Source organism: Candidatus Baltobacteraceae bacterium, assembly GCA_036489885.1.
Lineage (GTDB): Bacteria > Vulcanimicrobiota > Vulcanimicrobiia > Vulcanimicrobiales > Vulcanimicrobiaceae > JAFAMS01.
Genome location: DASXEW010000001.1, coordinates 429,309 through 453,702, shown reverse-complemented (window position 1 = coordinate 453,702; position 24,394 = coordinate 429,309). Strand labels below are relative to the sequence as shown.

The following is a 24,394-nucleotide window of genomic DNA, read 5'->3' as shown; positions in this document are numbered from 1 at the left end:
GCGCGGTTATAGATGAAGAGCCATGTCTCCGATGTCGAGGAAACGCTCGGCGGAAGAACGAGTCTCGATGGGTGTCGTCATTCTCGTCTTCGCTTTGACCGCTTTGCTGATCGTTACATATCTCTATTTCGCGCACACCGCGCCGCCGCACTGACGAAGAGCAAGCGCGCGTCTTAACAATTTCTCAACCAGCGGCACGTATCGTTTTCAGAGTCGTGATGCGAGAGAAAGTTCCCAGCTTTTTCCCAGCTCGCTCCCAAATAGTTTAGCGATGCACGACACGGCGCGTCCGGTTTTTCTGCACGCTGGTTGGCGAACGGCAGGCACGTGGTTATGGTCCGCATTTCGGCGTAGAGACGAAGTGCTCGGCCTCTACGAACCGCTCAACGAATCGCTCGCGACGCTTACCCTGCGGACACTGGGCTCGATGCGGCCGGCAGCAACGCCGACGTCGAATCACCCCGACGAACAGCGGCCTTACTTTGAGGAATTCGCGCCTCTTTTCTCGAGCCGGACGCCGGGCGTCGCCGGGTTTCGTCGCGAGTTCGTCTACGATTCGTTTTTCATAGCGCCGGACACCGAGTATCCCGAGCTGCGCCATTATCTCGAATCGCTCGTACAGCTTGCGCAAACGAACGGGAAGACGCCGGTGATGAAATTTTGCCGGGCGCTCGGCCGCGTCGGATGGATGCGCAAAAACTTTCCCGATGCCGCTCAAATCTTCGTCATGCGCGATCCGTTCAGCCAGTGGATGTCGGCCTGGAGACTTTCCAACGACGACGACAATCCGCATCATCTCTTGGCGCCGATGCGCGTCTGGACGTTACACAAGGACCACCCGCTCGTAGCGCTCGTCGTGAAGGCGCTGCGCATCAGTGCGAGTGATTTCGTCCTACCCACGAAGCATGCGCCCTCGCGCAAGGCTGTCCGCACGACTCCCGCACACATTTTGTACCGCGGCTTCCTCGCGTTTTGGTTACTAACGGCCTACCTCGCACTTCCTGAATGCGAGCTGGCGATCGAAACAGAGCGGTTAAACGAGAGCGACTATCGTCTGCACGTCCAACGCGAAGTCGAATCTCTCACGGGCATTGCGGTCGATCTCAGTGATGCGCGTTCCCTCGGCAACGTCGCCACGTCCAATGATTTTTTTGGCGCAGCACAAGCCCACGAGGATGCGCTCCGGGCACTCGCCTTACTCGAAGACATCGCTCCGGCTGGTGGGAAGGCGCCTGGACCGATCCTGCGCGAAAAGCTCACCGAACAAGTACAGATCGCGAGCTAGTGCGTGTGCGTGAAGTTCCCGAGCTCCGCACCCGTTTGACGGAGAGCTTCTAAGGCAGCGCGCATTCCAATCGGCTCGAGCGGCCGGCCAACTCGCGAGAAATAGACATGCGGATCGATGTTGAGCGTCCGTGTTTGCACGAGGGCAACACGCGTTTGCCGTAAGAACGCCGTCGCAGCGGCAACCTCCGCAGCTTCGTCCGTCACGCCGGGGTGTGTCAGCAAATTTAACGACACGCGCAAGCCCTTGCGCACCGCGAGTGTGATGCTCTCCAATACGTCGTCAAGCGCGTATCCGGCCGGCCGATAGTACGCCGCATATACGGGAGGCCGAAACGAATTCAAGCTGACGCGGACTGCGTCCAGGCCGGCATCGATCAGCGTCCCTAGCGACTTCGGCAAGCTTCCGTTCGTGTTCAAATTCACCGTACCGTTCGTGCGGTGCGCACGAATGTGCTCGATCGTTCGCGCGATCGCGGTGCTGCGTAAAAGCGGCTCGCCCTCGCAACCTTGTCCGAATGAAACGATTCCGTCGGGGACCCGCTCGAGATGCGCGAGTGCGATGCGGCTCAGCGCATCGACATCAGGCTCGATGCGAATGCGCTCCTGCGGCGCAACGATTACGCTACCGGCGTCGAGCTCCGAGATGCAGCCGACGCAGCGTGCGTTGCACTTCGGGGAGACCGGAAGCGCCGCTTCGCCTTGTTCGAGAAACACGTTTTGAGCGGTAAAACAGCCGTATTCGAGCGAGCAGCGTCCCAGCTGCGCAAGAATCCGGTTCTTCGGATCGCTGGCAAGACGTGTGGAGACGATCGTTTCCAGTTCGCTTTCGGCGAATGCGCGCGGACGCCAATTCGCATCTTCGTCGGTGCGCATAGCCGCAACATGAAGCTCGTCGTCGATAACGCATGCAAATGCGTAGCCGAAGAGCGGCAATTGCGGTGCCGACTCTCCTTCAACGTATGCAGGCAAAAGCAAGCGAGTATAACCCGCGGGCAACAGCGCACCCAGAGCCGTCCGACGCGCAGCCTTACCGCCGGTAACGAGCGGAGTCCGTCCCGGCAATGTGACCGGAACCGTCCCTTCCGGAGCGCGCAACAACTCGTTGCGTTTCGCGCGGCGAACGATGCCACCGTCGGCGAGTGGCTCGGAATCCGAATCGAAAAAGATGCGACCGCGCTTGTCGGTGTAGGCGAGACCCAGGCTCACGTTACGACGAGATCGCGCGCTCCCGTGTGCTCGACCGGCCCCGTCAACATCGCTTCACCCGCAAATGTCCATGCGACACGAAGCGTACCGCCCGGCGCGATGACGGTAACCGGCGCACCGACAAAACCTTCGCGCACCGCAGCGGTCGCGCACGCGACGATTCCGGTTCCGCACGCGCGAGTCGCGCCTGCGCCACGTTCCCAATGCAGCACCTGCAACTTCGAGCGCCCCGCAACCTTGACGAAGTGCACGTTCGTTCCGCCCGGAAAGTGCGGATGCGTCTCGATCGCAGGTCCCACCCTCGCAAGATCGACTGTATCGAGATCGTCGACGAAAATCACAGCGTGTGGATTGCCGACCGAGATGCTGATGAATTTCCAGCGTTGCCCGGCCGCCTCAAGCTCGCTCTCCTCACCGACGACGGGTACGCCCATCTTCGTTTCCACAGCGTAAGGAGCGGTGTCGACGACGCGAGCGCCAATCGGACCGGCTAAGGTCTCGACAACAAAACGATCGCCCTCGCTTCGTTCTTCAAGATAGCGCGCGACGCAGCGAACGCCGTTGCCGCACATTTCAGCCTCACCGCCGTCCGGGTTGAACATCCGCATCCGAACGCTGCCCGCTTGCGCAGGCAGCAAAACGAGGAGGCCGTCCGTATCCAATACGGCCCGCGCGATCCCGGCGTATTCCGGGGTCGTACGCTCACCCGGCTCGCGGTCATCGAGGAGCGCAAAGGCGTTTTCAGCCCCATGTAAGAGCTCCAGATGGACGTTCATGCTCCCTAAGACCCGGCGCGCGCGCGTTCTTCTTCACCCGAAAAGGCCGGACTCGCAAACGGGCCCTCGGGTGAAATGGTCGAGACTGCATGCTTATAGATGAGGTGCGACTTCCGTTCGTACTCTAAAACGATCGTAAACGGATCGAAGCCCTTCACGACCCCACGTAGCTGAAAGCCGTTCATCAAGTACACGACAACCGGAACGGCTTGTCGCTTGACCTCGCCGAGATAGGCATCTTGTAAAGGCTGCGGCCGCGCGTTCATGCCCACGCCTTCAGGCGAGCAAGGACGAATTCCCTGGCGTGCTCGGGTCGCACGCGTTCGACGTCCGGCTCGCTGCGAAACCACGTTTCTTGCCGTTTTGCGTACCGGCGCGTTGCTCGCAGCAGGTGCATACGCAGCTCCTTTCGCGTCGCCTGACCTCGCAAGTATGCATTGGCTTGCGGGTAGCCTACCGCGCTCGCGGCGACGACGTCGTCACCCAGCCGCTCGGCTTCCACGATCAACCCTTGCTCCAACATCCCATCGACGCGCGCCTCGATCCGCGTTTCGAGTTCTGCGATTGGAACGTCGAGATACACCTTGACGTAGCGCATTTGCTCCGAACGTAGCGAACGGCGTTCGACGTCGATTGGCCCGGCATCGGATCGCGCGGCCAGCGCTACTTCAAGGGCGCGCGCAACGCGATAACCGTCAGCCGCGTCGAGCGCTTCCGCGCGCGCATGATCGAGAACGCTAAGCCACGCGTGCATGAAATCGCCCGGATGGATGAGCGCTTCGCGCGCGAGACGCGCGCGCAAACTTTCATCGCGTGCGCCGGAAAGGGCAACGTCACCGGCTAGCGCACGGATGTAGAATCCGGTTCCACCGGTGACGATCGGTTGTTTTCCGCGGGCGTCGATATCGGCGATTGCGCCGAGTGCATCGAGCACGAACCTCGCGGCCGAATATCGCTCGCGCGGATCCAGAAAGCCCACCAGATGATGTGGCACTTCTCGCAGCTGCAGCGCGGTCGGTGCAGCCGTACCGATCGGCATCCCGCGATAAATCTGGCGCGAGTCAGCGCCGACGATCTCACCGCCAAGCTCTTTCGCGAGTGTGATTGCAAGGTTGGTTTTTCCGGACGCCGTCGGCCCAGCAAGAATGACGACGCCGGACCTCACGTACGCTTGAAGAGCCTTGCGATCGCCTCGGCGTCGAGTCGCACGACCGTCGGCCGGCCATGCGGACAATGCATCGGGTTTCGACATCCTCCAAGTTGATCGAGCAGCGCGCGCATCTCGACGTCGGAGAGAAACTCGTGGGCGCGAACGACCGAATGACAAGCAAGCGACGCCCACACGCGCTCGCGAAAGGTCATGCCGACGGTTTCATCGCTGAGGTCGCGGAGAAATTCGCCGATGTCGAATTCGCGCGAACCGGTCGTCCAGCGATACCCGGCGGGCGTCGCGGTGATACGATACACGCGCTCGCCGAATGGCTCGATTTCAAGCCCGGCTGCCCTTAGAGATTCGAGAGCGGGATCGAGCGCCTGACTCTGCGCAGCATCGAGCTCAAACTCGAAGGGCACGAGCAACGGTTCGCTCTGCGCGTGATTCGCTAAAGCCGCGTTCCGTTCGATCGCCTCAAAAGCGATCCGCTCGTGCGCAGCGTGCTGGTCGACCAGGACGACCGCGTTACCGTCTGTCGCCAAAATATACGTTGCGTCCAGCTGAGCGAGCACGCGCGTCCGCGATTCCGGTACAACCTCGAGATCTGCAGCGAACAGCGGGGCCTGCGATCCGTTCGCGCCGCCGGTGGCCGCCAGCGGCGAAAACGAGACGCTGTGCGAGAGACGCTCGCGCGCATTGTCGCGCAGCGAATTCGTCAGCGTTCCACGAACCGTTTCGAAAACGGCGCGATCGTAGCGCAAGCGCACGTCAGTCTTCGTGGGGTGAACGTTCGGATCGACGTGATCGGGCGGAAGCGCAAGAAACAAGACGCCGAACGGGTGCCGCCCGCTCATTGCAAACGTTGCATACGCCGCACTCCATACGCCCGACAGCAAGCCGCTGCGCAAGAGGCGTCCGTTGACGAAGAGATGCTGCATCCGGCGGTCGCTGCGATCGGTTCCCGGGGCACTCACGAAACCGCTCACGCCGATCTCGTGCGCGCCTGATAGTGGATGCAGCGGGATAAGTGCGTGCGCCAAGTTCTTACCGAACACGTGCTCGAGCCGTTGCTCGACGACGTCGCCCGACGGAAGAATCCACACGTCACGGCCATCGTGCGCGAGCGCAAACGTCGTGTCCGGATACGCGAGCGCCATCATCCCCAGCCAATTCGAGATGCGCGAAAACTCGGCGCTGGCCGACCGCAAGAAGTCGCGCCGCACGGGGATGTTGCCGAACAAGTCGCGTGCCGTGACGCGCGTTCCAACCGGGGAGGCAGCCGGCTCGACGTCGCCGGTTTGCTCGGCGAAGGCTTCGATCCGCGAGCCGATGTCGGAGTTCGCCGTACGCGATACGATCTCGAGGCGCGATACGGAGGCGATGCTCGCCAAACCCTCGCCGCGAAAGCCGAGCGTGGTTACGCGCTGCAGATCGCTGGTTTCACGCAATTTGCTGGTGGCGTGACGCGAAACCGCAAGCTTGAGCTCGGCCGGAGCGATACCGTCACCGTCGTCGATGACTTCGATCTCATCGAGCCCTCCGCCCGCGATGCGCACGGTTATGCGATGGGCGCCGGCATCGAGCGCGTTTTCAACCAGCTCTTTGACGACGGACATCGGCCGCTCGACGACTTCGCCGGCGGCGATCTGTCCGATCGTTTCCGGATCGAGAAGCTGAATCACGAACGCGGAAAGAGCAGCGGCTGTTCCTCGATCTGCGGCTTGCTCATACGGCCGCGTAACGGACGTTGTGCTTCGAGCGTTGGACGCTCTTCAAGAGCTTGCGCGATCTCTTTGGCTCGCGCGACGACGCTCCGCGGCAAACCCGCCATCCGCGCCACTTCGATTCCGAACGAACGCGAGGAGCTTCCCGGCAAGACACGATGCGAGAAAATCGGCGCACCGTCTTTGGTGTTCTCCACCGCAGTGATGTGATAGTTGGCGACAAGGGGCCAACGCTCGGCGAGCGCGACGAGCTCGTGGAAATGGGTCGCAAACAAGACGATCGGCGCGCGCATCTCCTGATCGAGCAAGTATTCGCAAATCGCTTGCGCGATCGAGAGGCCGTCGACGGTCCCGGTCCCTCGGCCGACCTCATCGATGAGCAGCAAACTGCGTCGCGTCGCGCGCCGCAAGATGTTCGCTGTTTCGAGCATCTCGACGTAAAAGGTCGACTGTCCCGATGCAAGATCGTCGCCGGCGCCGATTCGCGTGAAGATGCGCTCGATGATTCCAAGCTCCATCGAACGCGCCGGAACGAACGCTCCGATTTGCGCCAAGATGACGAGCAACGCGCTCTGCCGCAGAAATGTCGACTTGCCACCCATGTTCGGACCGGTGAGTACCAGAAACCGGGCGTGGTCTTCCTCGACGTTCAAGTCGTTCGGAACAAACTGCGTCCCCAAGATCGCTTCCATGACCGGATGCCGGCCGTCAACGATCCGGACATGCGAACCGTCAACGAAGCGCGGGCGCACGTAGCCGCGCTCAACCGCGACTTGCCCGAGCGCGCAAACTGCGTCGATCTCCGCCAGCGCATCGGCCGCGCGCATAAGATCGTCCGCGCGAACGGCAACCCGCTCGACGAGCGTCTCGAACAGCTCTGCCTCACGTTGGCGCTGACGCGTCTGCGCATTGGCGATCGCCAAGTCGAGCTCGCGGAGCTCCGGCGTGACGAAGCGCTCACCATTGGTCAGCGTTTGGCGTCGCGTGTAGTTCTCCGGAACGGCGGCCAGGTTATTCTTGCTGATTTCGATTGCGTAGCCGAATGCGCTCGCGTACTTGACTTTGAGCGAACGAATTCCGGTGCGTTCACGTTCGCGCTCTTCGAGCGCCGCGATGTGTGCGCGACCGTCGGTCCGCAGCGACACCGCTTCTTCGAGATCGGGATCGCTGTCGGGCCGAATCACGCCGCCGTCAGCGAGCGTCGCCGGCGGATCTTCCACCAGACTCCGCTGCAGATCGAGCGCCAGCTCTTCAAAGTTGCCGATTGCCTCGGCGCAGGCGTGCAGGTTCGGCGGTAAACTCGGATCGGCAAGCGCGTCGCGAATCGGATCGAGATAGGCGAGCGTGCGGCGAAGTGACGCGAGATCGCGCGGCAGCGCGCGGCGCAAGCGCACCTTCTGCGCGATGCGTTCGAGATCGAAACAGCCGTCGAGAACGGTCGCTAGCGATTCACGCCGGGCAGGATCGCGTACGAAGGCTTCGACCGTATCAGCGCGGCGCTCGATGGCGTCGCGATCGACGAGCGGCGCGAGTAGCCAACGCGCAAGCATCCGCGAGCCCATCGCCGTCCGCGTGCGGTCGATCGTCGCGAGCAGCGTGGCTTTCTCATTTTGTCCGAGCGCGTGCGTCAGCTCGAGATGCGCGCGCGAGCGAGGATCGAGCGCCAGAAACGTACGTTGCGCATAGTAGACCGGTTCGCGCAGCGTGCTCTCGCCTTCGAAGCCCACACGGCGCACGAAGGTACGGATGGCGCCGAGCGCGCGGTAAATCGCGGCGCTTTCCTCGGCGTCGAATCCATCTATGGCGGCATGCGCCACACCGTTGACCGACGCAAGTGACGAGCTGGTCATGCGAGCGCCGCCGGTGAGATTGAGTTCGAGTGCAGCGCGCGTTTGCGGCGGAACATCCGCGACGATCTCGGCCGGCGAAAGGCGCGCCAACTCGGCAAGCGCGTCCTCGAACGCGTGCTCGCCCGAGAACGCGGTGGCTGCAACGTATCCCGTCGACAGATCGGCGCCCGCGAGGCCGAGAGAATCGCCCATTGCGACGAGCGCACACAGATAGTTCGCGGCGCTGCTCTTGAGAAGCGGTTCCTCGACGACCGTCCCCGGCGTCACCACGCGCACGACGTCCCGCCGCACCAGCTTGTTCGGAACCGGGACTTCCAGTTGCTCGGCGAGTGCAACGACGAGTCGCTGCATCACGAGCTTCGCGAGATACGCATCGAGCGCATGATGCGGCACGCCCGCCATCGCGATCCGTTGGCCGCTTCCGGCTTCCTTCGACGTCAATGCAATCGAAAGCGAACGAGCGAGCGCCTCCGCATCTGCACCGTACGATTCGTAGAAGTCACCGACGCGTGAGAGCAACAGCGCTTCGGGATAGCGCGCTTTCATCCCGAAATACTGCTCGAGCATCGGCGAGTACCGAGTCACGATTCTTGGTTTTGCTCGGATGCGGCAATACTCCTCACTCCTTTGGATGCTGCGCTAGGCGCGGGACGGCGAAGTTTGTTCAAACACAAATGAGCCGGCCCGCAACAACGCGCCAAAGGAAAAGCGATAGAGCCAGCCGGGGTACCGACTAGCTCTATCTACGTAGCTTTGAGTCTGCTCGCCGACTTGATCCAGTTGCCCAGTTCAGTGCCGGCCGTCGATTCTCGGTTGCGGCTCAGATCCCCGCGTTAGCGTTGATCGTCATCGCCGGTGTCCCACGACGGCTACGCGCGCCGCACTTCAATTGCTTGAAGTAATGTCATCTTAATCACGCGCAAGTTGCTTTGCAATACTTATTTGGCGTGCCCACAGGCTTACTCACAAGTTTGTTGAGTTATTCGCAAATCGAGGCGGCTTATCCCCAAAATCCACAACTCAAGCGAGGATCAAATCGAGTACGGGCGCAGCAACGTTACGCGCCGGCCCGTCGAAATTGCGCGCACGTCCGACGATCGTTCCGGAGCATCCCCAGCGGTGCGCGGCGTCGATGCGGATGTCGAGCCACGGTTCGTTGGGGCGCGGATTACGCGCTTCGCCTTCGCTATCCGGTGCGATGACGTTAACGTTGTCGAGCGTACGCGCCGCGAGCTTCGAACGGTCTTTCTTCGATGGCCCGTTGATCAGCGCACGCACCGTCGTTCCGACCTTCGCAGCGTTGTGCGCAACGACGCCCGCATCCACAGCAACGTTGAGCGCCCGCAGGCGCTCGGCCCCGATCTCTTGCGGAAGTTGCTGCCAGCGCGCAGCCGGCGTCCCCCGGCGCGGTGAGTAGACGAAGCTGAAGGCTTGCGCAAAGCCGATGTCTCGGCAAGCAGCCAGGGTCGCCGCGAAATCATCCTCGCTCTCGCCGGGAAAGCCGACGATCAGGTCCGTCGTCAACGCCCAGTCGGAACAGCTCGCGCGGAAGGTCGCGACCTTTGCGCGATACTCCTCGATCGTGTATTTGCGGTTCATCTTCCGCAGCACGGGATTCGAGGCTGACTGCAGCGGCAAGTGCAAGCGCGGGTTGATCTTCGGATAGGCAGCGAGCACGCGGACGAGCCGCGGCGTGAAATCCTTCGGGTGCGAGGTCAGGAACGTAAGCCGTTCGAGTACCGGAAGCTCGGCGACCCGGCTCATCAGATCGGCGAAATCCGCTCCCGTTCCCGGATCGCGATACGCGTTGACCGTCTGGCCGACGAGCGTGATCTCGCGCGCGCCCTCATCCAGGCGGCGCTCGACCTCGGTGAGGATCTCTGCCATCGGTCGATGATCGAACCGCCCGCGCACGTGCGGTACGATACAGAACGTACAGTAATAGGAACAGCCGCGTTGCACGGTCACGAACGCCCGCAAATGCGAGTACGCATCCGCGACACCGTCGGCGCTGCCACCCATGGGGACGAGAAGCGCGCGTTCTTCGGCCTCGTCCGCATCGATCTCGCCGAACTCACTGCGCCAAGCCGCGATCGCATCGCCCAGCTGCGAGAGCTCCTGCGTTCCGAAGATCGCATCGACGTGCGGGATGGTGCGCTGCATGCGATCACGATCTTGTTCTGCAAGACAACCTGTGACAACCAGACGCATCCCGGGATTCGCATCCTTGAGGGCTTTGAGGTGCCCGATCCGTCCGTACGCGCGCGTCTCGGCGTTATCCCGGACAGTACACGTATTGACGACCAGAATCGCCGCTTCGTGCGGACGGTCAACGACGGTATAGCCGGCGCGCTGAGCCCGCTCCGCAATTTCCTGGGAGTCGGCCTCATTCATCTGGCACCCGAACGTTTCGATATATATGCCCGGCACGGAACCAGCTAGGTTCGCCCCACGCAGCCTCTCCCTTTTAATCTAATGCGGATGAAGCGGTACGGCTCCGATTCGCACGAACAGGTCGAGCGGCAGAAACAGCTTCCCGCCGATCATGGCCGGCGGCGTATCAAAGGTGGCTGCCTCGCCGTCGATGCGCATGGTCGCATCGCCGAGAGCTCCGCTCACCGTATGACCGTTGTGCCGGATCGAGATGCGCTTACCGTCGACGCCTACGTCGCTCATCGGCAAATAGTTGGTTACCGGAGCAACGACGATTGCGTGGTTGGCGCTCTCGCTTCCGATCCGCACAACCACATTCGTCGTCGTGTCGGGATAGATATCGACTTGACGCTCGAAGCGACCGTTCGCCGTCTCGACCGCGATCGTGTGTTGCCCTGGGGCCACGTCCAGTTTTCCGGCAGATGATAACTTCACGGCAGTCCCGTCGACGGTCACGCTGCGAACCGGAAGCCCGGCGTGAAGCGCAAGCGTTCCGTTTTGCGCAGCCGCGCTTGGATCGCGCTCCAGCTGTAGGTCGATAAACTGGAGCGGATCGCGCTCGCTGACGTTGACGCGAAGCTCGCGACTCACCCAGCCCGTCTTCGCAGCCGTGATCGTGTGTTTGCCGAGGCCGAGCGCATCGACCAGCACCGGCGAGCGTCCAACGTAGGCGCCGTCGACCCACGTATCCGATCCGCTGGGCAGCGTCGTTAGATAGATTGCGCCGCCCGCCGGGCTCGCCTGCACAGGCGTCGTGCTGGCGAAAACTGCGGCGATGAAAGCGAAAATGATTGCGCGCGGCACGATCACAGGTGGCGGACTTCTCCCCCAAGGCGCCGTAGGCTGCCTGCCGAGATGTCAGCCCCACCCGTATCCGCATCGATTCGCCCCGCAACGGTCGCCCTCGTTGGGCGTCCCAACGTCGGCAAGAGCTCGCTGTTCAATCGTTTGATCGGCAAGCGGCTTGCAATCGTCGACGAGGCCCCCGGCGTGACGCGCGACCGTTTGTACGCGCTGGCTGAATGGCGCGGCCGCGTGTTCACGGTCGTCGACACTGCCGGCATCGATACCGACAGTCCGAGCGATTCGATCGAAGCCAAGACGCGCGCCCAAGCTGAGGCTGCGGCCGCAGATGCGGACGTCATCCTGTTCGTCGTAGACGCAGCCGAAGGCCGCAATCCGCTCGATGAAGACGTCGTCGCGATCATGCGCCGCACGCGACGTCCGGTGATACTTGTCGCGAACAAAGCTGAATCGAACAGCGCGCGCGACGCCGTCCATGGCGAGTTCTCACGTCTAGGCCTCGGCGAACCGATCGCCGTCTCTGCGATCCACGGCGAAGGCACCGGCGATTTGCTGGATGCGATCGTGGCGCGGCTTCCGCCGCAAGCCGAGCAGACCGAACCGCCGCCTGACGAACTCGCAATTGCGATCATCGGTCAACCGAACGTCGGCAAGAGCTCGCTGCTGAACGCGTTGCTCGGAACCGAACGAGCTCTGGTTTCCGACGTACCGGGGACGACACGCGACGCACTTGACTCCCTCTTCCCGTATCGCGATCGAACGATTCGCCTGATCGATACCGCGGGCGTGCGAAAGAAACCCTCGACGCGCGGCTCGATCGAATACTACGCTTCGCTGCGTTCGCTGGGAGCGATCGCACGCGCCGACATTACGCTGCTCGTCCTCGATTCAATGCAGGGCCCACTGGCGCAGGATCGCCGGCTCGCCGGCATTGCGATCGAAGAACGCAAAGGCCTCATCATCGTCTCAAACAAGTGGGATTTGGCGCGCGCCCAGGGCGAGTACTCGCAATCCGAGCTGAGCGAAGCCATCTACCAGCAAATTCCATTTGCGCGCTTTGCGCCGGTCGTCTTTCTCTCGGCACTGACGCATCGGCGTCTGGGTGCGCTCATGCCGTCGGTCATGGGCGTTGCGGAAAACCTCGAACGGCGCGTCGCAACCGCACGCCTCAATGCGATCGTCCGCGACGCGGTGCTGGCGCATCCGCCGCCGATGATGGGCGGAAAGATCCTCAAGATCTTCTATTGCTCGCAAGTCGCGACACGGCCGCCGCTCTTCATCTTGCACTGCAACGATCCGGACCTCGTCCGTCCGTCTTATCAGCGCTTCTTGGAAAACGTCTTGCGGGCATCGGACGATTGGAGCGGGATCCCGCTCACGTTCGAATTTCGGCCGCGCTCGGGCCCGGAAGAATAGTGAAAGAAGCCGGCACGCTGATATTTGCGTTCCTTCTCGGATCGCTGCCGTTCGGCTTGATCGTGGCGCGCGTCTTCTTCAAGACCGATATCCGCGCGCAAGGCAGCGGCAACATCGGCGCGGCGAACGCTGCACGCACGCTCGGTAAAGGCGCAGGCGCCTTCGTTTTGCTGCTGGACGCGCTCAAAGGTTTCGTCCCGACGATCCTTGCGCAGTATGTGGGAGGCTTGCCGCTCGCGCTGTTCGCGGGGTTCGCGGCAATTATCGGACACTGCTATTCGCCATGGATGCGATTTCGAGGGGGGAAGGGAGTGGCAGCCGAGCTGGGCGTGCTCTTCGGTCTCTCATGGCAAGCAGCGTTGATCTTCATCGGCGTCTGGATTGTGGCCGTGCTGGCGACCGGATACGCCAGCGTCGGCTCGCTGCTCGCCAGCTTCTCGACGATTGGGGCGCTCTGGTTATTTCTCGATGTACGCGCATCGATTTATGCTGCGTGTGTCGTCGCGATCGTTGCGTGGCGCCATCGTGAGAACATCCGGCGGCTGTTCGAGGGGCACGAGAATCGCTTGATAGGAGCTTCCAGGTCGGCGTCCAACCCGGGTGGCGCTCCATGATATCAAGCAACGACTTTCGCAACGGAATCACCATCGTCATCGACGGCCAGCTCTGGACGGTTATCGAATTTCTGCACGTCAAGCCGGGCAAAGGCTCAGCCTTCGTACGCACGCGCCTGAAAAACGTCAAATCGGGTTCAACCGTCGAGCGCACGTTCCGCGCGGGCGAGAAGCTCGAACGTGCGATCGTCGACAACCGCGACATGCAAATGCTCTATAACGACGCAGATGGCTTCCATTTTATGGATTCCGAGTCGTACGAAAACGTCACGATCCAAGGCGATTTGATCGGCGGACCGGCCGACTTCCTCAAAGACGGCATGAAAGTCGCCGTGCAATTCTACGAGGGCAATCCGATAGGTGTCGACGTCCCCGCGCACGTCGAGCTTGCGGTCACCGAAACCGACCCGGGGTTCAAAGGCGACACCGCCACCGGGACGACCAAACCCGCGAAGCTCGAAACCGGGACGACCGTGCAGGTGCCGCTCTTCGTGAATCCGGGCGACATCGTCCGCATCGATACGCGCGACCGCCGCTACATCAGCCGCGCGTAAAGGCTTGCCTGCCCAAACGGGGAGGTAAGGGGCGTCCGTCTAAGGCTTTCGGTACGCTCGTCACGGGGTTTTCCTGATGCGTCGTCTTCGCACGTTATCGATCGCTATCGTACTGTCGCTGTTCTCGGCAGGCATCGGTATTTTGTTGTACCTTGCGCCGGCACAGACGTTCTCCAATGCGAACCGCGTGATGGACTACGTCGTCGTCAACGAGGCGATGCTCGCCGCCGACGACTCCGATTGGCTCCATAAGGTCGGGCTGCACTTCCCCGACCGGCACGAAGTCAATCCGCACCTCAAACTCGTAACGATCGACGAAGAATCGTACGGAAAGATCGGCCCGTTCCCGTGGCCGCGCTCGACCTACGGACGCCTGCTGCAAAAGCTCGGCAAGGCGGGTGCAAAAGCCGTTGCGTTCGATATCTTATTCATCGATCCGGCGCAGGATCCGCGTCAAGATGCCGCCTTCGCAAAAGGTCTGCGCGCCGTCCCGACGATCCTGGGCGTCGACATCAACACGACGACCGCTGGAAATCTTGGCGTTGAACAGGTTGCACCGTCACTTCTTCCGTTTACGGTAAACACCGGATACACGACGGTCGACAACCCCGGCGGATGGACGCTCTCACAACCGTTCCCGCTCGTTACGACCGACGGAAACGGTAAGCAACAGATGTACCTGTCGCTCGCAGGTGCGACCGTCCAGCAGTTTACCGGAAAGAAATTCGCGTCGATCAGTAGTTGGCGCGCGCGCTTCGGCGACCGCACCATACCGCTCGACGGCGACAACCGCATTCTCAACTTGCCGTTCCGCACCTACGAGCTGCAAGAGATCACCGGACGCACCGGAGCGCCGACCGAGCATATCTCGTTCGCCGAGCAGATGTCGTTCTGGGATGCGCTCAATGCGAATCAGGCCGATCTCAAGGCGTTTTCGAACGGCAACATCATCGTCGTCGGCAGCACCGCACAGGGTTCGGGCGACTTCGTGCTGACGCCCAACGGCCGTTATCCGGGAGTCTTCTCGAATCTGCGGTTCATGGACCAATTCCTCACGAACACGTACATCACGCGCTCGCGTCCGTGGGTCAACATCGGTCTGTTGTTGTTGCTGCCCATCTTCGTCGGCGTGATCGTGACGTTCTTGCCGCCGCTCATCGGCATCGGTTCCTCAGTGGCAGTCATCCTTGCGTACTCGGCGATCGTCGTTCTGATGTACGGATTCGCGCTCTATTGGCTCGATCTGATTCACATAGACGGCGCCATGCTCGGAACCGCGCTCTTCGTTGCTCTGTACCGGATCATCACCGAAGGTAACGACAAACGCGCGATTCGCGATATGTTCGGCAAACACGTCAGCCCGGAAATCGTGAGCGAAATGCTCAAGCACGACGATCCCAAGGCCGCGCTCAACCTGCAAGGAAAGCGGGTCAAGGTCACGATCTTCTACTCGGATATTCGCGGATTTACCGCGATGTCGGAAAAGATGACGCCGGAGCAAATCTACGGACAGCTCAACGAATACTTTGAAGACATGTGCCAAATCGTCTTCAAGTACGGTGGGTACGTCGACAAGTTCATCGGCGACTGTCTTATGGCCGTCTTCAGCGCACCGAATCCCAAACCGGATGATGCAAAGAACGCCGTCTTCGCGGCAATCGAGCAGCAAGAGAAAATCTTGCAGATAGCCGAGGAGTGGAAGAGCCAGGGACGCCAGGTCTTCACGGTCGGCATGGGACTCAACACTGGTGAAGTCGTCATGGGCAATCTCGGATCGGCCGACCGCTTGAACTACACGGTCATCGGCGACAACGTCAACACGGCGGCTCGCCTCTACAACGTCGCAAAGGGCGGACAAACGATCATCAGCGAGACGACCTGGAATGAGGTCAAGGATCTCGTTGTCGTCAACGAGCTCGATCCGGTCATGGTCAAAGGTAAAGAAAAGCCGCTGCGAATCTTCGAAGTGATCCGCAAGCTGAATCCGGGCGAAGTGAATCCCTCGAAGCTGCGCGATCCCAATGAGCCGGTCGTTGCGCAAATGGCGGCAGCACACTAACGAACGAAACGCTCCTCACCTCACTCGCGCTCTTTTTCGTCGGAGCCGTCGCAGCAGTCTTCGGTTCGCTAGCCGGACTCGGCGGTGGGTTCTTGGTTGTTCCCGTATTGCGGCTCTTCTTTAGCGTCGAACCCGCGATGGCTGCAGCCGATTCGCTGTTCTTCGTCTTTGCGAACACGCTCGCCGCATCGCTCACGTTTATGCGCAGGCGAGTAGTCGATCTGCCGCGAGCGCTCACGATCGCTGGCGCCGGCATCCCGTCTTCGATTTTGGGCGCCTATGTCGTGCGGCTGCTCAGCGGACGCAGCTTCGACCTCATCTACGGCGTGTTTCTGCTTGCTACCGCCGCGATGATCATTTTGCGGCGAAACAAACAGCCTGAACCGCGCAACTTCACCAAGAGACAGAAGCTCGCGGTTGAGATTCTCATTGGTTTTCTCGTCGGTTTTGCTTCGAGCTTGTTCGGAATCGGCGGCGGGATCGTGCTGGTCCCGGTGATGCTCGTGCTGTTCCGGGAAGACGTCCACATCACCGCAGCGACGTCGGCCTTCGTCGTCATGCTGACCTCACCGGCCGGGATCATCGCACATGGTCTCTATGGCGACTTCGAAGCCTGGGCGGCGTTCCCACTGGTTGCGGGCGGATTCGCCGGCGGCTCGGTCGGTGCGCACGTCGCGCGAAGGATGCACGCGACGCAACTCTCAACTGTTATGGCAGGAATGCTGTTCGTAGCCGCGCTCGCACTGGCCGTCAAACACGTGCATACGGGTCATGCGTAGAGCCGGCGCCTTAGCCGCGGCCGCGCTGGTAGCGCTTGCGCTTCCGGCGCGCGGCGCCGACGACAACATCCTACGGCGCGACAAAGGGACCGTTACATACAAGCTGCCGACCACGGATCCGAGATCGCTGTATGCAGAGGTTGCGGTCGGTGACTCCGTCATCGCGACGACGGAGGTCGCGACGCTCGCGACCTTGCAGCTGAGCGACTCGAGCGAGGTTCGCATCGGAGATCGCACGACCGTGCGCATCGGGGCTCTGCACGCCGCCGAAGCCGCGAATCCCGCCGGAGGAACGATCTTCATCGAGCGGGGCGCCGTGCGTTTCAACGTCGTGCATCCGACCGGCGCAAAGGCCAACTATCGTTTTGTGACGCCGACCTCGCAGCTCTCCGTTCGCGGAACGGTAGGATATTTCGTTGCCGGACCGGCCGGCGATCAAATCTATTGCGTGAAGTGTGCGGACGGCGACGTCACGATCACAAGCTCGAACAAAACCGTGCAGATCCACAGCGGGCAGTCGCTGAACGTGCACCTTGACAACGGGGTCGTTACGGGCAGCGAAGTCGTTGGGAACCGCACGATCAACAACCCCGCGATCGATCAGTTCCTCAAGGGGTTCAGTCCGTTCGGGCAACCGGCGCAGAAGGGTTCGGATATGACCGGTTCGGGAAGCGGCCAGAGCTTATAGCGAGCCGCGCGCCGCGCGAATCCCGCCTTCGTCCAGCTCCCGCATCTCAACGACTTCGAAAACCGTGATCTGGCGACGGCAGTGCGCGCAGCGCGCACCGGGCGGCGGACGTCTTTTGCGCAGCATCTCGCGGCGGCAGCGTTCACAGCGCAGAATGTAACGTTTCGGACTCTCGTTGAGCGGCGTCGCCGTACCAAGATCGTGATAGATCGACTTGAGCCCTAGCTCGCGCATCTTCTTCTTGAACGTGGGCGTGTGGCCGGGATTCTGCTTGCGGGCAAAGAGCCACGCGTGGATCATCTCGTGCAGCAACGTCTCTCTCAGCTGGTCGGGCTTGTCGCGCAAATGCTTGGGCGAAAGCTCGATCTTCGGCGGCTTGTACGTAATGCGGCCGGCGACGTTGGAGAAGCGATTATTGTACGAGATCTCGTGTGTCGGAATCTCGCCATCGAAATACGTGCAATTGAACTGAGCAAACATGAGCTGCAGTTCCGCCACGTCCGGAAGCACAGAGAAGGGATTGCCGTCGCCCGGGCGCGAGTCCTTCGCAGTGAACCCACCGCCGTCGCGTGGTTTGCCCCCGCGCATCTATCTCCCGATCCTCGCCGTCGTAGCGATTCTGTTCCTCGGCGTAATGTTCTATTTGCTGAACGCCGGCTTCCGCGTAACAGGTTCGGCATTCGGAACCACCGCCGCTACGCCGATCCCATCGCAAGGTCCACGTTCGACAAAATGACCTCGATACGCACGGTCGGCTTTCAAGGTGAGCCCGGCGCATTCAGCGAGGAGGCCGCAAACAATCTCGTTCCGGACGCGCAGCCGCGCGGTTACCGGACTTTTGCGATGCTGATCGCAGCGGTCGACGGTGGAGAAATGGACGCGGCGCTGCTTCCGATCGAAAACTCGATCTCCGGCCAGATTTCGGCGAACTACGATCTTCTCTGGGCGCACCAGCAGCTCACGATCGTCGACGAGACGGTGCATCGCGTGGTGCAGTCGTTGCTTGGCATCAAGGGCGCGACGATTGAACGGATACGCGAGGTACGCTCGCATCCTGTTGCGCTCGAGCAGTGCGGACGGCTCTTCGCGGCACATCCGGATTGGACGCGCACCGTGGTCGACGATACCGCGGGCGCCGTGCGCGAGATCGTGGCGCAAAACGATCCGAGCGTTGCCGCAATCGGCTCGCGGACCGCAGCAAACCGCTATGGCGCGGCGATTCTGGCCGAAGCCGTACAGGATAATCCGGAAAATTTTACGCGCTTCTTCTTGGTGCGGCGCTCGGGCGGCGAACCGGGTGAAGGCGGTAATCGAGCCTGCGTGGCGCTCGCGCTCGCGGATCGTCCGGGCTCGCTGCGCGATGCGCTTTCAGCCTTTGCGGATCAAGAACTGAACCTACGCTCCCTCGTCTCGCGCCCGGCGCCGGACGCGGGTCCGTTCAAGTATCGCTTCTATTGCGAGATCGACCGCGCCGAACCCGATGCCCTCATGCGCGCCCTCGCCGAAATCGACGGCGAGAGCCGGATACTCGGGGCGTATTAGCCCGATGTCATCCTGAGCGTAGCAACGCGCAGCGTTGCGAAGTCGAAGGACGCGACGCACTGAACCGGGCTGCGCAGCGATCCTTATAGGTAGCGAGCACGACAGTGCCCTCGACCTTGTGTCATCGTTACGTAGCCTGAAGCCGCTTCTCTGTCCCTCGACTTCAGGGCGCTGCGCGCCCCTACGCTCGGGATGACATGATGGCGCAATTCGTCGCCAGCGGCGGCCCTTTGAGCGTCCTCATCGGCCTGCGGCAATCGTACGTGCGCGAGACAATCCTGGTACGTGCGCGAGACAATCCTGGTACGTGCGCCAGTTAATCGTAGATTCCCTTACCCTTGAGGATGGCCGGAGTGGATTTTTCAATCCGCGCCTCGCGAGTCTTCGACTGTTTTGCGCCGGCAAAATACAGCAAGTAGCCGCGTTGCCGTCCCGGCGTCAGCGCCTCGAAAGCTTTCTTGAACGACGGCGTCTTGGCGAACTTCGCTTTGAGCTCGTCCGGAACCGGATACTCCGAGGTCTCTTTGTACTTGACTTCCTTGCCGGTTTCTTCGTTCTTGATCGCTTCGCGAATATATGTCTTCACGACGGATTCCAATTTCGTGATTGCCGGAACGCTATCGAACTTCACCCAGCGCGAAGCCTGCGACTGCCCAACTTTTTCGAGCACGTGACGGGAATCTCTTATCAGAGCACCCTTGCAAAACATCAACGCAAGGTGCTCCTTGAGAGGGATCAATATGACGACGTTGCTTTTGTCGAACGTGTAGGTGGGCTTTCCCCACTTCACTTCTTCCGTCAAACCGCAGCTGCGAATAATTGTGCGGAGTTTCTTCAGCTCTTTCTGCCACGTTTTGGCTCTCGAAAAAAATGCGTCCGCAGTAATATTCGTATTCATCGCATGGCCTTTTGGATCGCCGCGAAGATTTTCTCCGCGTTGACGCGGTACGTGTTTTCGAGAACCGGCGCATAGCCGACCGGAATGCGCGGGGCGCCGATGCGCGCGACGGGTACTCCAAGCTCTTCCGTAATTGTTGCTGCAATCTCCGCACCGAAACCGCCGATGCGCACCGCTTCGTGTGCGATCAAGGCGCGCTTGGTGCGCGCAGCCGATGCAAGGACGCGCGTCCGATCCCACGGCCACAAGCTGCGAAGATCGATCACCTCGACCGATATCCCGGCTTCGCCGGCCTTTTCGGCTGCAGCGAGCACCGCCGGCAGCAAGGACGACCACGTCACGAGCGTGAGATCGCTACCTTCGCGTGCGATGCGCGCTTCGCCGATCGGTATCGTGTAGTCGCCCGCCGGCACTTCACCCGTCGTCGCGAAGAGCGATTTGGGATCGAGCATCACGACCGGATCGTCGCTGCGGATCGCCGCTTTTAAAAGCCCCTTTTCGTCGGCCGCGGTCGCCGGCGCAAGAACGACTAGTCCCGGCGTGTGCACGAGCCAGGCTTCGAGCGACTGCGAATGCTGCGCCGCTTGAAAGCCGCGGCCGATCCCCTGCGGTAGGCGCACGACGACCGGCACGTTCGTTTGACCGCCGAACATAAAGCGCGCCTTTGCGATCTGATTGATCAGCTCGTCCCACGCGCAGAGCGCGAAATCAAGAATGCGCATCTCGATCACAGGACGCGTCCCGGCAAGCGCGGCGCCAAACCCGACGTTCATGATCATGCTCTCGGAGATCGGCGTGCTGACGATACGCTGCGCTCCGAATTCATCGAGCAGTCCTTTGTACGTTCCGAAAATCCCGCCCGCTGCAAGGTCTTCGCCGAGCGCCCACACCGAGGGATCGCGGCGCATTTCCTCGGCAAGAGCATCGCGCGCCGCCTCGGCGATCGTCATCGTCGTCGTCTTCGGCGTACTCTGAACGCTCATACCGGCGCCCCGATGTTTTGCACGTCGAGAAACGCATCGGCTTCGGTCGGAAGCGGCGCACGCCGCGCCGATAACATGGCACGCACCATCTCCTCGCGCGCCTCGACGTGAATCTTGTCGACCTGCGCTTGCGCGACGCCCCATTCACGCAAACGAGACTCGAGATCGCTGACGGGATCGTCTTCTCGTTTGCGTTCCAGCTCTTCGCTCGAACGGTACGGCGCCTTATCGAAGACGGTATGACCGTCGAGCCGATACGTCGGTGCATACAGAAACGCGGGGCCCCGACCCTCGCGAATGTGCGCGATCAGCTCGTGCGCGGCGTCGTAGACGGCGAAGACGTCGTTGCCGTCGACAGATCGTGTTTCGAGACCGATCGCCTCTGCACGCGCACTCGCGCCTTTTCCGGCGGTTGTCGAGCTGGCGCGCGTGAACGCCGAGAACGCGTTATCTTCGCAGACGAACAATACCGGAAGCTTGAAGACGACGCTCCAGTTCAAGCCTTCCAGAAACGGTCCGCGATTGACCGCGCCGTCGCCGAAAAAGCAGACGCTGATACTTTTCTTCCCGAGCAAACGTGCGGCTTGCGCTGCGCCGACCGCGATACCGATGCCGCCGCCGACGACACCGTTTGCGCCGAGCATGCCGACCGAGAAGTCGGCGATGTGCATCGAGCCGCCCTTGCCTTTGTTCGTCCCCGTCGATTTGCCGAACAATTCCGCCATCATCGCGCCCGTCTCGGCGCCTTTCGCAACGCAGTGTCCGTGACCGCGATGCGTGCTCGCAACGTAATCTTCGCGCGCGAGATTCGCGCACACGCCGACCGCTACGGCTTCCTGTCCTATCGAGAGATGCACGACGCCCGGAATCTCGCCGGCGTCGTAGCCGATGCGCGCGTGCTGCTCGAACTCTCGAATCCGCACCATCGTACGTAGGAACGAGACGCCAAGCTCGACGCGATCTGCCATAGGGCTCCATTTCTGCTGTCCCTCGACTACGGCCCGCTACGCGGGCCACGCTCGGGATGACACGCCCGGGGCTCCGCGAACGTTATCGCATGATCGCAGAGCCAGCGCAAACGAAGCTTCCAAAGGGCAGGATGACGGGCGGACGCGCGCTCGCCGAAGTCCTCCGCGTCGCCGGAATCGGCCCGATGTTCGGCATGGCTGGATTCCAATTGCTCCCGTTTTATGAAGCGGTTCGCGAACTGGGACTCCGGCATTTTCTCATCAACGACGAACGCACCGGTGCATTTGCTGCGGATGCGTACGCGCGTGTCAGCGGACGGCCCGGCGGATGCGATGCGACGCTCGGACCCGGCGTCACCAACCTCGTTACCGCGCTCGTCGAATCATATAACGCCGGCGTGCCGATGATCGCGATCGCCGGCGACGCGAATCGTACGCACGCTTGGAAGAACATGACGCAAGAGACGCGTCAAGTCGACATTCTGCGACCGGCCGTCAAAGAATTGCTGCGCGTCGAATCCGTGCAGCGCGTTCCAGAATTCGTCGCGCGCGCATTCGCGATCGCGACTTCGGGACGCCCCGGACCGGTCGTGGTCGACATCCCCGAAGATGTCGCACACGGCGAGCACGAGTTCAGCGAAGCCGACTTCCGTATGGATCCCAAAACGTTTGCGATCCCGGCGCGACGCATGCGTCCTGCGCACGATGACGTCGATGCGGCAGCTGCCCTGCTCGCGAAGGCCAAGCGTCCGATCATTCTGGCCGGCGGCGGCGTGCATCTTTCGGGCGCGTACGCCGCACTCGCGCGCCTCGCTGACGAGCAGTCGATCCCGGTCGCGCACACGATGAGCGGCAAAGGTTCGATCGCGTGCACGAATCCGCTTTCGGCCGGCTTGTTCGGACGCTACTCGCGCATCGCAAACGAGCTGATCGCCGAAGCCGATTGCATCCTCGTCGTAGGCTGCAAGCTCGGCGAGATCGCAACCAAACGCTATGCGCTCATTCCAAAAGAGGTTCCGCTCATTCATCTCGAGCTCGTCGCCGAAGAAATCGGACGCACGACGTTCGCGAATGTCGCCATGTGGGGCGATGCGCGCGAAGGGCTGAGCGATCTTGGGGATTCCCTTTCAGACGGAAAGAGTGCGCGCCTGAACGAGCGGCGCGAGTACGCTGCGGATGTCGCAGCACGAATGAATCGCTGGCGGATCGATGCCATGCCGCGCTATACCTCGGCCGAGATTCCGATCAACATGGGACGCTTGATCGGCGAGCTGCAACGCGCGCTGCCGTCCGACGGCATCGTCGTCGCCGACGGCGGCTTCGCTGCGCACTGGACGGGATTGCTCTACGACACTAAGGAGGCCGGACGCACGTACGTCGCCGATCGCGGCTTGGCATCGATCGGCTATGGCTTGCCGGGCGCCATCGGCGCGCAGCTTGCGGCGCCGGATTCGCCGGTCGTGGCCATCACCGGCGACGGCGGTTTCAACATGACGATCGGCGATCTCGAAACGGCGAAACGCGCCGGAACGAACGTCATCATCGTCGTCGTCAACAACGCGGCCAGCGGTTACGTGAAGGCGCTGCAGCATGCGATGTACGGCAGCGGCAACTACCAGTCGAGCGATCTCATCGAGATGGACTACGCCGCGATTGCGCGAGCTATGGGCTGCCGCGGAATTCGCATCGAGCGGCCGGACGATCTCGCTTCGGCGTTTCGCACCGCCATCGACGATCGCAGCACCCCGATCGTGCTCGACGTCGTCGTCACGCGCGATCCCGGCGCAATGTTGCCGGCCGCCGACAATCGGACGCTCGTCGTAAAGGCCGGCGATCGTCCCGTTTGATCCGCGTCCTTGACAGCATAACGCTTCTCGAAGAACAAGACGCCGGCAAGGTCGTCGTCGCGGCGTCGCATGGTGGCCGCTACTGCGGTTACTGCGCAGCCAAAGGTCACGTACTCGGCGCAATCTTCTCCGACGCCGGCGTCGGTCTCGAGAATGCGGGGATCGCAGCGCTTGAGTATCTTGACGCACTCGGCATTCCGGCCGCGACCGTCGACTATCGCTCGGCTCGCATCGGCGACGGCACCGATCTTGCGCAACGCGGACGCATCAGCTTTTGCAATGCACGTGCACGCGAACTCGGATGCGCTCCGGGACAAACGACGCTGGAGTGCGCGCAGCACATGGAGCGCGCCCGGAGATCCGACGCGCCGCCACCCGTGTATGAAGAGGCGCGCACTCTCCTACTCGAGCGGCCTGGCCGCTATAAAGTCTGGGGGCTCGACTCCAACTCGCTGGTTACACCCGATGACACCGGCTCGATCGTCGTCACCGGATCGCACGGCGCAATTCTCGGCGGTAAACCAGAGACCGCGCTGCGCATCGATGCGCTTGCAGCCGTCTATAACGATGCCGGCGTCGGCATCGATGATGCAGGCATCTCGCGTTTGCCCGCGCTCGACGCGCGCGGTATTGCGGCAGTGACGGTCGACGCCCAGAGCGCGCGAATCGGCGATGCTCGCTCGACATGGGAAAGCGGCAAGATCTCGCATGTCAACTCACTGGCGCAAGCATACGGATGCCGCGTGGGAATAAGCGTCCCAGCTTTCGTGGAGTGGGTCTTCCGCTCTATCAACTGATAACGGGTAAGAGGGA

Annotated in this window: 23 protein-coding genes and 1 pseudogene; 12 read left to right on the top strand and 12 right to left on the bottom strand. The window is 61.7% G+C overall.

Annotated features, from left to right (window positions below; genetic code table 11):
• Positions 1-31 precede the first annotated feature (31 nt).
• Positions 32-154: a hypothetical protein gene (locus VGG22_02195; GenBank protein ID HEY1727174.1), complete on the top strand. Its 123-nt coding sequence runs from the start codon at positions 32-34 to the stop codon at positions 152-154.
• A 117-nt stretch (positions 155-271) separates the two neighbouring features.
• On the top strand, positions 272-1,285 hold the full coding sequence (locus tag VGG22_02190) for a hypothetical protein (GenBank protein HEY1727173.1): 1,014 nt from the start codon (positions 272-274) through the stop codon (positions 1,283-1,285).
• Here the strand turns inward: VGG22_02190 and VGG22_02185 are convergent.
• From VGG22_02185 to VGG22_02150, 8 genes are all read right to left on the bottom strand, one after another.
• Positions 1,282-2,493 carry a radical SAM protein gene (locus tag VGG22_02185; GenBank protein ID HEY1727172.1) on the bottom strand — a complete coding sequence of 404 codons (1,212 nt, stop codon included), beginning with the start codon at positions 2,491-2,493 and terminating at the stop codon, positions 1,282-1,284. The genes VGG22_02190 and VGG22_02185 overlap by 4 nt on opposite strands.
• On the bottom strand, positions 2,490-3,269 hold the full coding sequence (gene dapF, locus VGG22_02180; GenBank protein HEY1727171.1) for a diaminopimelate epimerase: 780 nt from the start codon (positions 3,267-3,269) through the stop codon (positions 2,490-2,492). The genes VGG22_02185 and dapF overlap by 4 nt, the downstream gene beginning before the upstream one ends.
• Positions 3,270-3,274: 5 nt before the next feature.
• On the bottom strand, positions 3,275-3,535 hold the full coding sequence (gene hfq, locus VGG22_02175; GenBank protein HEY1727170.1) for an RNA chaperone Hfq: 261 nt from the start codon (positions 3,533-3,535) through the stop codon (positions 3,275-3,277).
• Complete coding sequence (miaA, locus tag VGG22_02170) at positions 3,532-4,434, bottom strand: tRNA (adenosine(37)-N6)-dimethylallyltransferase MiaA (protein ID HEY1727169.1); 903 nt, start codon at positions 4,432-4,434, stop codon at positions 3,532-3,534. Before miaA ends, hfq begins: the two co-directional genes overlap by 4 nt.
• Positions 4,431-6,104 carry a DNA mismatch repair endonuclease MutL gene (gene mutL / locus VGG22_02165; protein ID HEY1727168.1) on the bottom strand — a complete coding sequence of 558 codons (1,674 nt, stop codon included), beginning with the start codon at positions 6,102-6,104 and terminating at the stop codon, positions 4,431-4,433. The genes miaA and mutL overlap by 4 nt, the downstream gene beginning before the upstream one ends.
• Positions 6,101-8,581 carry a DNA mismatch repair protein MutS gene (gene mutS / locus VGG22_02160; GenBank protein HEY1727167.1) on the bottom strand — a complete coding sequence of 827 codons (2,481 nt, stop codon included), beginning with the start codon at positions 8,579-8,581 and terminating at the stop codon, positions 6,101-6,103. The genes mutL and mutS overlap by 4 nt, the downstream gene beginning before the upstream one ends.
• A gap of 435 nt (positions 8,582-9,016) precedes the next feature.
• Positions 9,017-10,426, bottom strand: a complete 1,410-nt coding sequence (gene miaB, locus VGG22_02155; protein HEY1727166.1) for a tRNA (N6-isopentenyl adenosine(37)-C2)-methylthiotransferase MiaB — start codon at positions 10,424-10,426, stop codon at positions 9,017-9,019.
• A 42-nt stretch (positions 10,427-10,468) separates the two neighbouring features.
• A complete protein-coding gene (locus VGG22_02150; GenBank protein HEY1727165.1) occupies positions 10,469-11,239 on the bottom strand; it encodes a PEGA domain-containing protein in 771 nt (256 codons plus the stop codon).
• A 45-nt stretch (positions 11,240-11,284) separates the two neighbouring features.
• Between VGG22_02150 and der the strand changes: the two genes are divergently transcribed.
• The 6 genes and pseudogenes from der (at position 11,285) to VGG22_02120 (ending at position 17,343) form a co-directional block, all read left to right on the top strand.
• The gene (der, locus tag VGG22_02145) at positions 11,285-12,649 is read left to right on the top strand and encodes a ribosome biogenesis GTPase Der (protein HEY1727164.1); all 1,365 of its coding nucleotides are present in this window, start codon (positions 11,285-11,287) and stop codon (positions 12,647-12,649) included.
• The gene (gene plsY, locus VGG22_02140; protein ID HEY1727163.1) at positions 12,649-13,263 is read left to right on the top strand and encodes a glycerol-3-phosphate 1-O-acyltransferase PlsY; all 615 of its coding nucleotides are present in this window, start codon (positions 12,649-12,651) and stop codon (positions 13,261-13,263) included. Before der ends, plsY begins: the two co-directional genes overlap by 1 nt.
• On the top strand, positions 13,260-13,817 hold the full coding sequence (gene efp, locus VGG22_02135; GenBank protein ID HEY1727162.1) for an elongation factor P: 558 nt from the start codon (positions 13,260-13,262) through the stop codon (positions 13,815-13,817). Before plsY ends, efp begins: the two co-directional genes overlap by 4 nt.
• 76 nt (positions 13,818-13,893) lie before the next feature.
• Positions 13,894-15,876, top strand: coding sequence for an adenylate/guanylate cyclase domain-containing protein (locus tag VGG22_02130; protein ID HEY1727161.1), 1,983 nt, complete (start codon positions 13,894-13,896; stop codon positions 15,874-15,876).
• A gap of 41 nt (positions 15,877-15,917) precedes the next feature.
• A pseudogene (locus VGG22_02125) lies at positions 15,918-16,655 on the top strand (sulfite exporter TauE/SafE family protein).
• Positions 16,648-17,343, top strand: a complete 696-nt coding sequence (locus VGG22_02120) for a FecR domain-containing protein (GenBank protein ID HEY1727160.1) — start codon at positions 16,648-16,650, stop codon at positions 17,341-17,343. The pseudogene VGG22_02125 and the gene VGG22_02120 overlap by 8 nt, the downstream one beginning before the upstream one ends.
• On the opposite strand, the gene VGG22_02115 is transcribed toward VGG22_02120, so the two are convergent.
• Positions 17,338-17,823 (bottom strand): SprT-like domain-containing protein, encoded by a 486-nt coding sequence (locus VGG22_02115; protein HEY1727159.1) that lies wholly within the window; start codon positions 17,821-17,823, stop codon positions 17,338-17,340. The two genes, VGG22_02120 and VGG22_02115, sit on opposite strands and share 6 nt — an antisense overlap.
• A 70-nt stretch (positions 17,824-17,893) precedes the next feature.
• Here VGG22_02115 and VGG22_02110 point away from each other — a divergent pair, with 70 nt between their 5' ends.
• Positions 17,894-18,079 (top strand): hypothetical protein, encoded by a 186-nt coding sequence (locus VGG22_02110; protein ID HEY1727158.1) that lies wholly within the window; start codon positions 17,894-17,896, stop codon positions 18,077-18,079.
• Complete coding sequence (locus VGG22_02105; protein HEY1727157.1) at positions 18,076-18,885, top strand: prephenate dehydratase; 810 nt, start codon at positions 18,076-18,078, stop codon at positions 18,883-18,885. The genes VGG22_02110 and VGG22_02105 overlap by 4 nt, the downstream gene beginning before the upstream one ends.
• Before the next feature lie 316 nt (positions 18,886-19,201).
• On the opposite strand, the gene VGG22_02100 is transcribed toward VGG22_02105, so the two are convergent.
• From VGG22_02100 to VGG22_02090, 3 genes are read right to left on the bottom strand one after another with little or no spacing between them, the layout of a single operon-like run.
• A complete protein-coding gene (locus VGG22_02100) occupies positions 19,202-19,783 on the bottom strand; it encodes a YdeI/OmpD-associated family protein (GenBank protein ID HEY1727156.1) in 582 nt (193 codons plus the stop codon).
• A complete protein-coding gene (locus tag VGG22_02095; GenBank protein HEY1727155.1) occupies positions 19,780-20,766 on the bottom strand; it encodes a transketolase C-terminal domain-containing protein in 987 nt (328 codons plus the stop codon). The genes VGG22_02100 and VGG22_02095 overlap by 4 nt, the downstream gene beginning before the upstream one ends.
• Positions 20,763-21,734 carry a thiamine pyrophosphate-dependent dehydrogenase E1 component subunit alpha gene (locus VGG22_02090; GenBank protein HEY1727154.1) on the bottom strand — a complete coding sequence of 324 codons (972 nt, stop codon included), beginning with the start codon at positions 21,732-21,734 and terminating at the stop codon, positions 20,763-20,765. The genes VGG22_02095 and VGG22_02090 overlap by 4 nt, the downstream gene beginning before the upstream one ends.
• 89 nt (positions 21,735-21,823) lie before the next feature.
• On the opposite strand from VGG22_02090, the gene VGG22_02085 reads away from it, so the two are divergent.
• A complete protein-coding gene (locus VGG22_02085) occupies positions 21,824-23,581 on the top strand; it encodes a thiamine pyrophosphate-binding protein (GenBank protein ID HEY1727153.1) in 1,758 nt (585 codons plus the stop codon).
• On the top strand, positions 23,578-24,378 hold the full coding sequence (locus VGG22_02080; protein HEY1727152.1) for a hypothetical protein: 801 nt from the start codon (positions 23,578-23,580) through the stop codon (positions 24,376-24,378). The genes VGG22_02085 and VGG22_02080 overlap by 4 nt, the downstream gene beginning before the upstream one ends.
• The last annotated feature ends 16 nt before the right edge of the window (positions 24,379-24,394 follow it).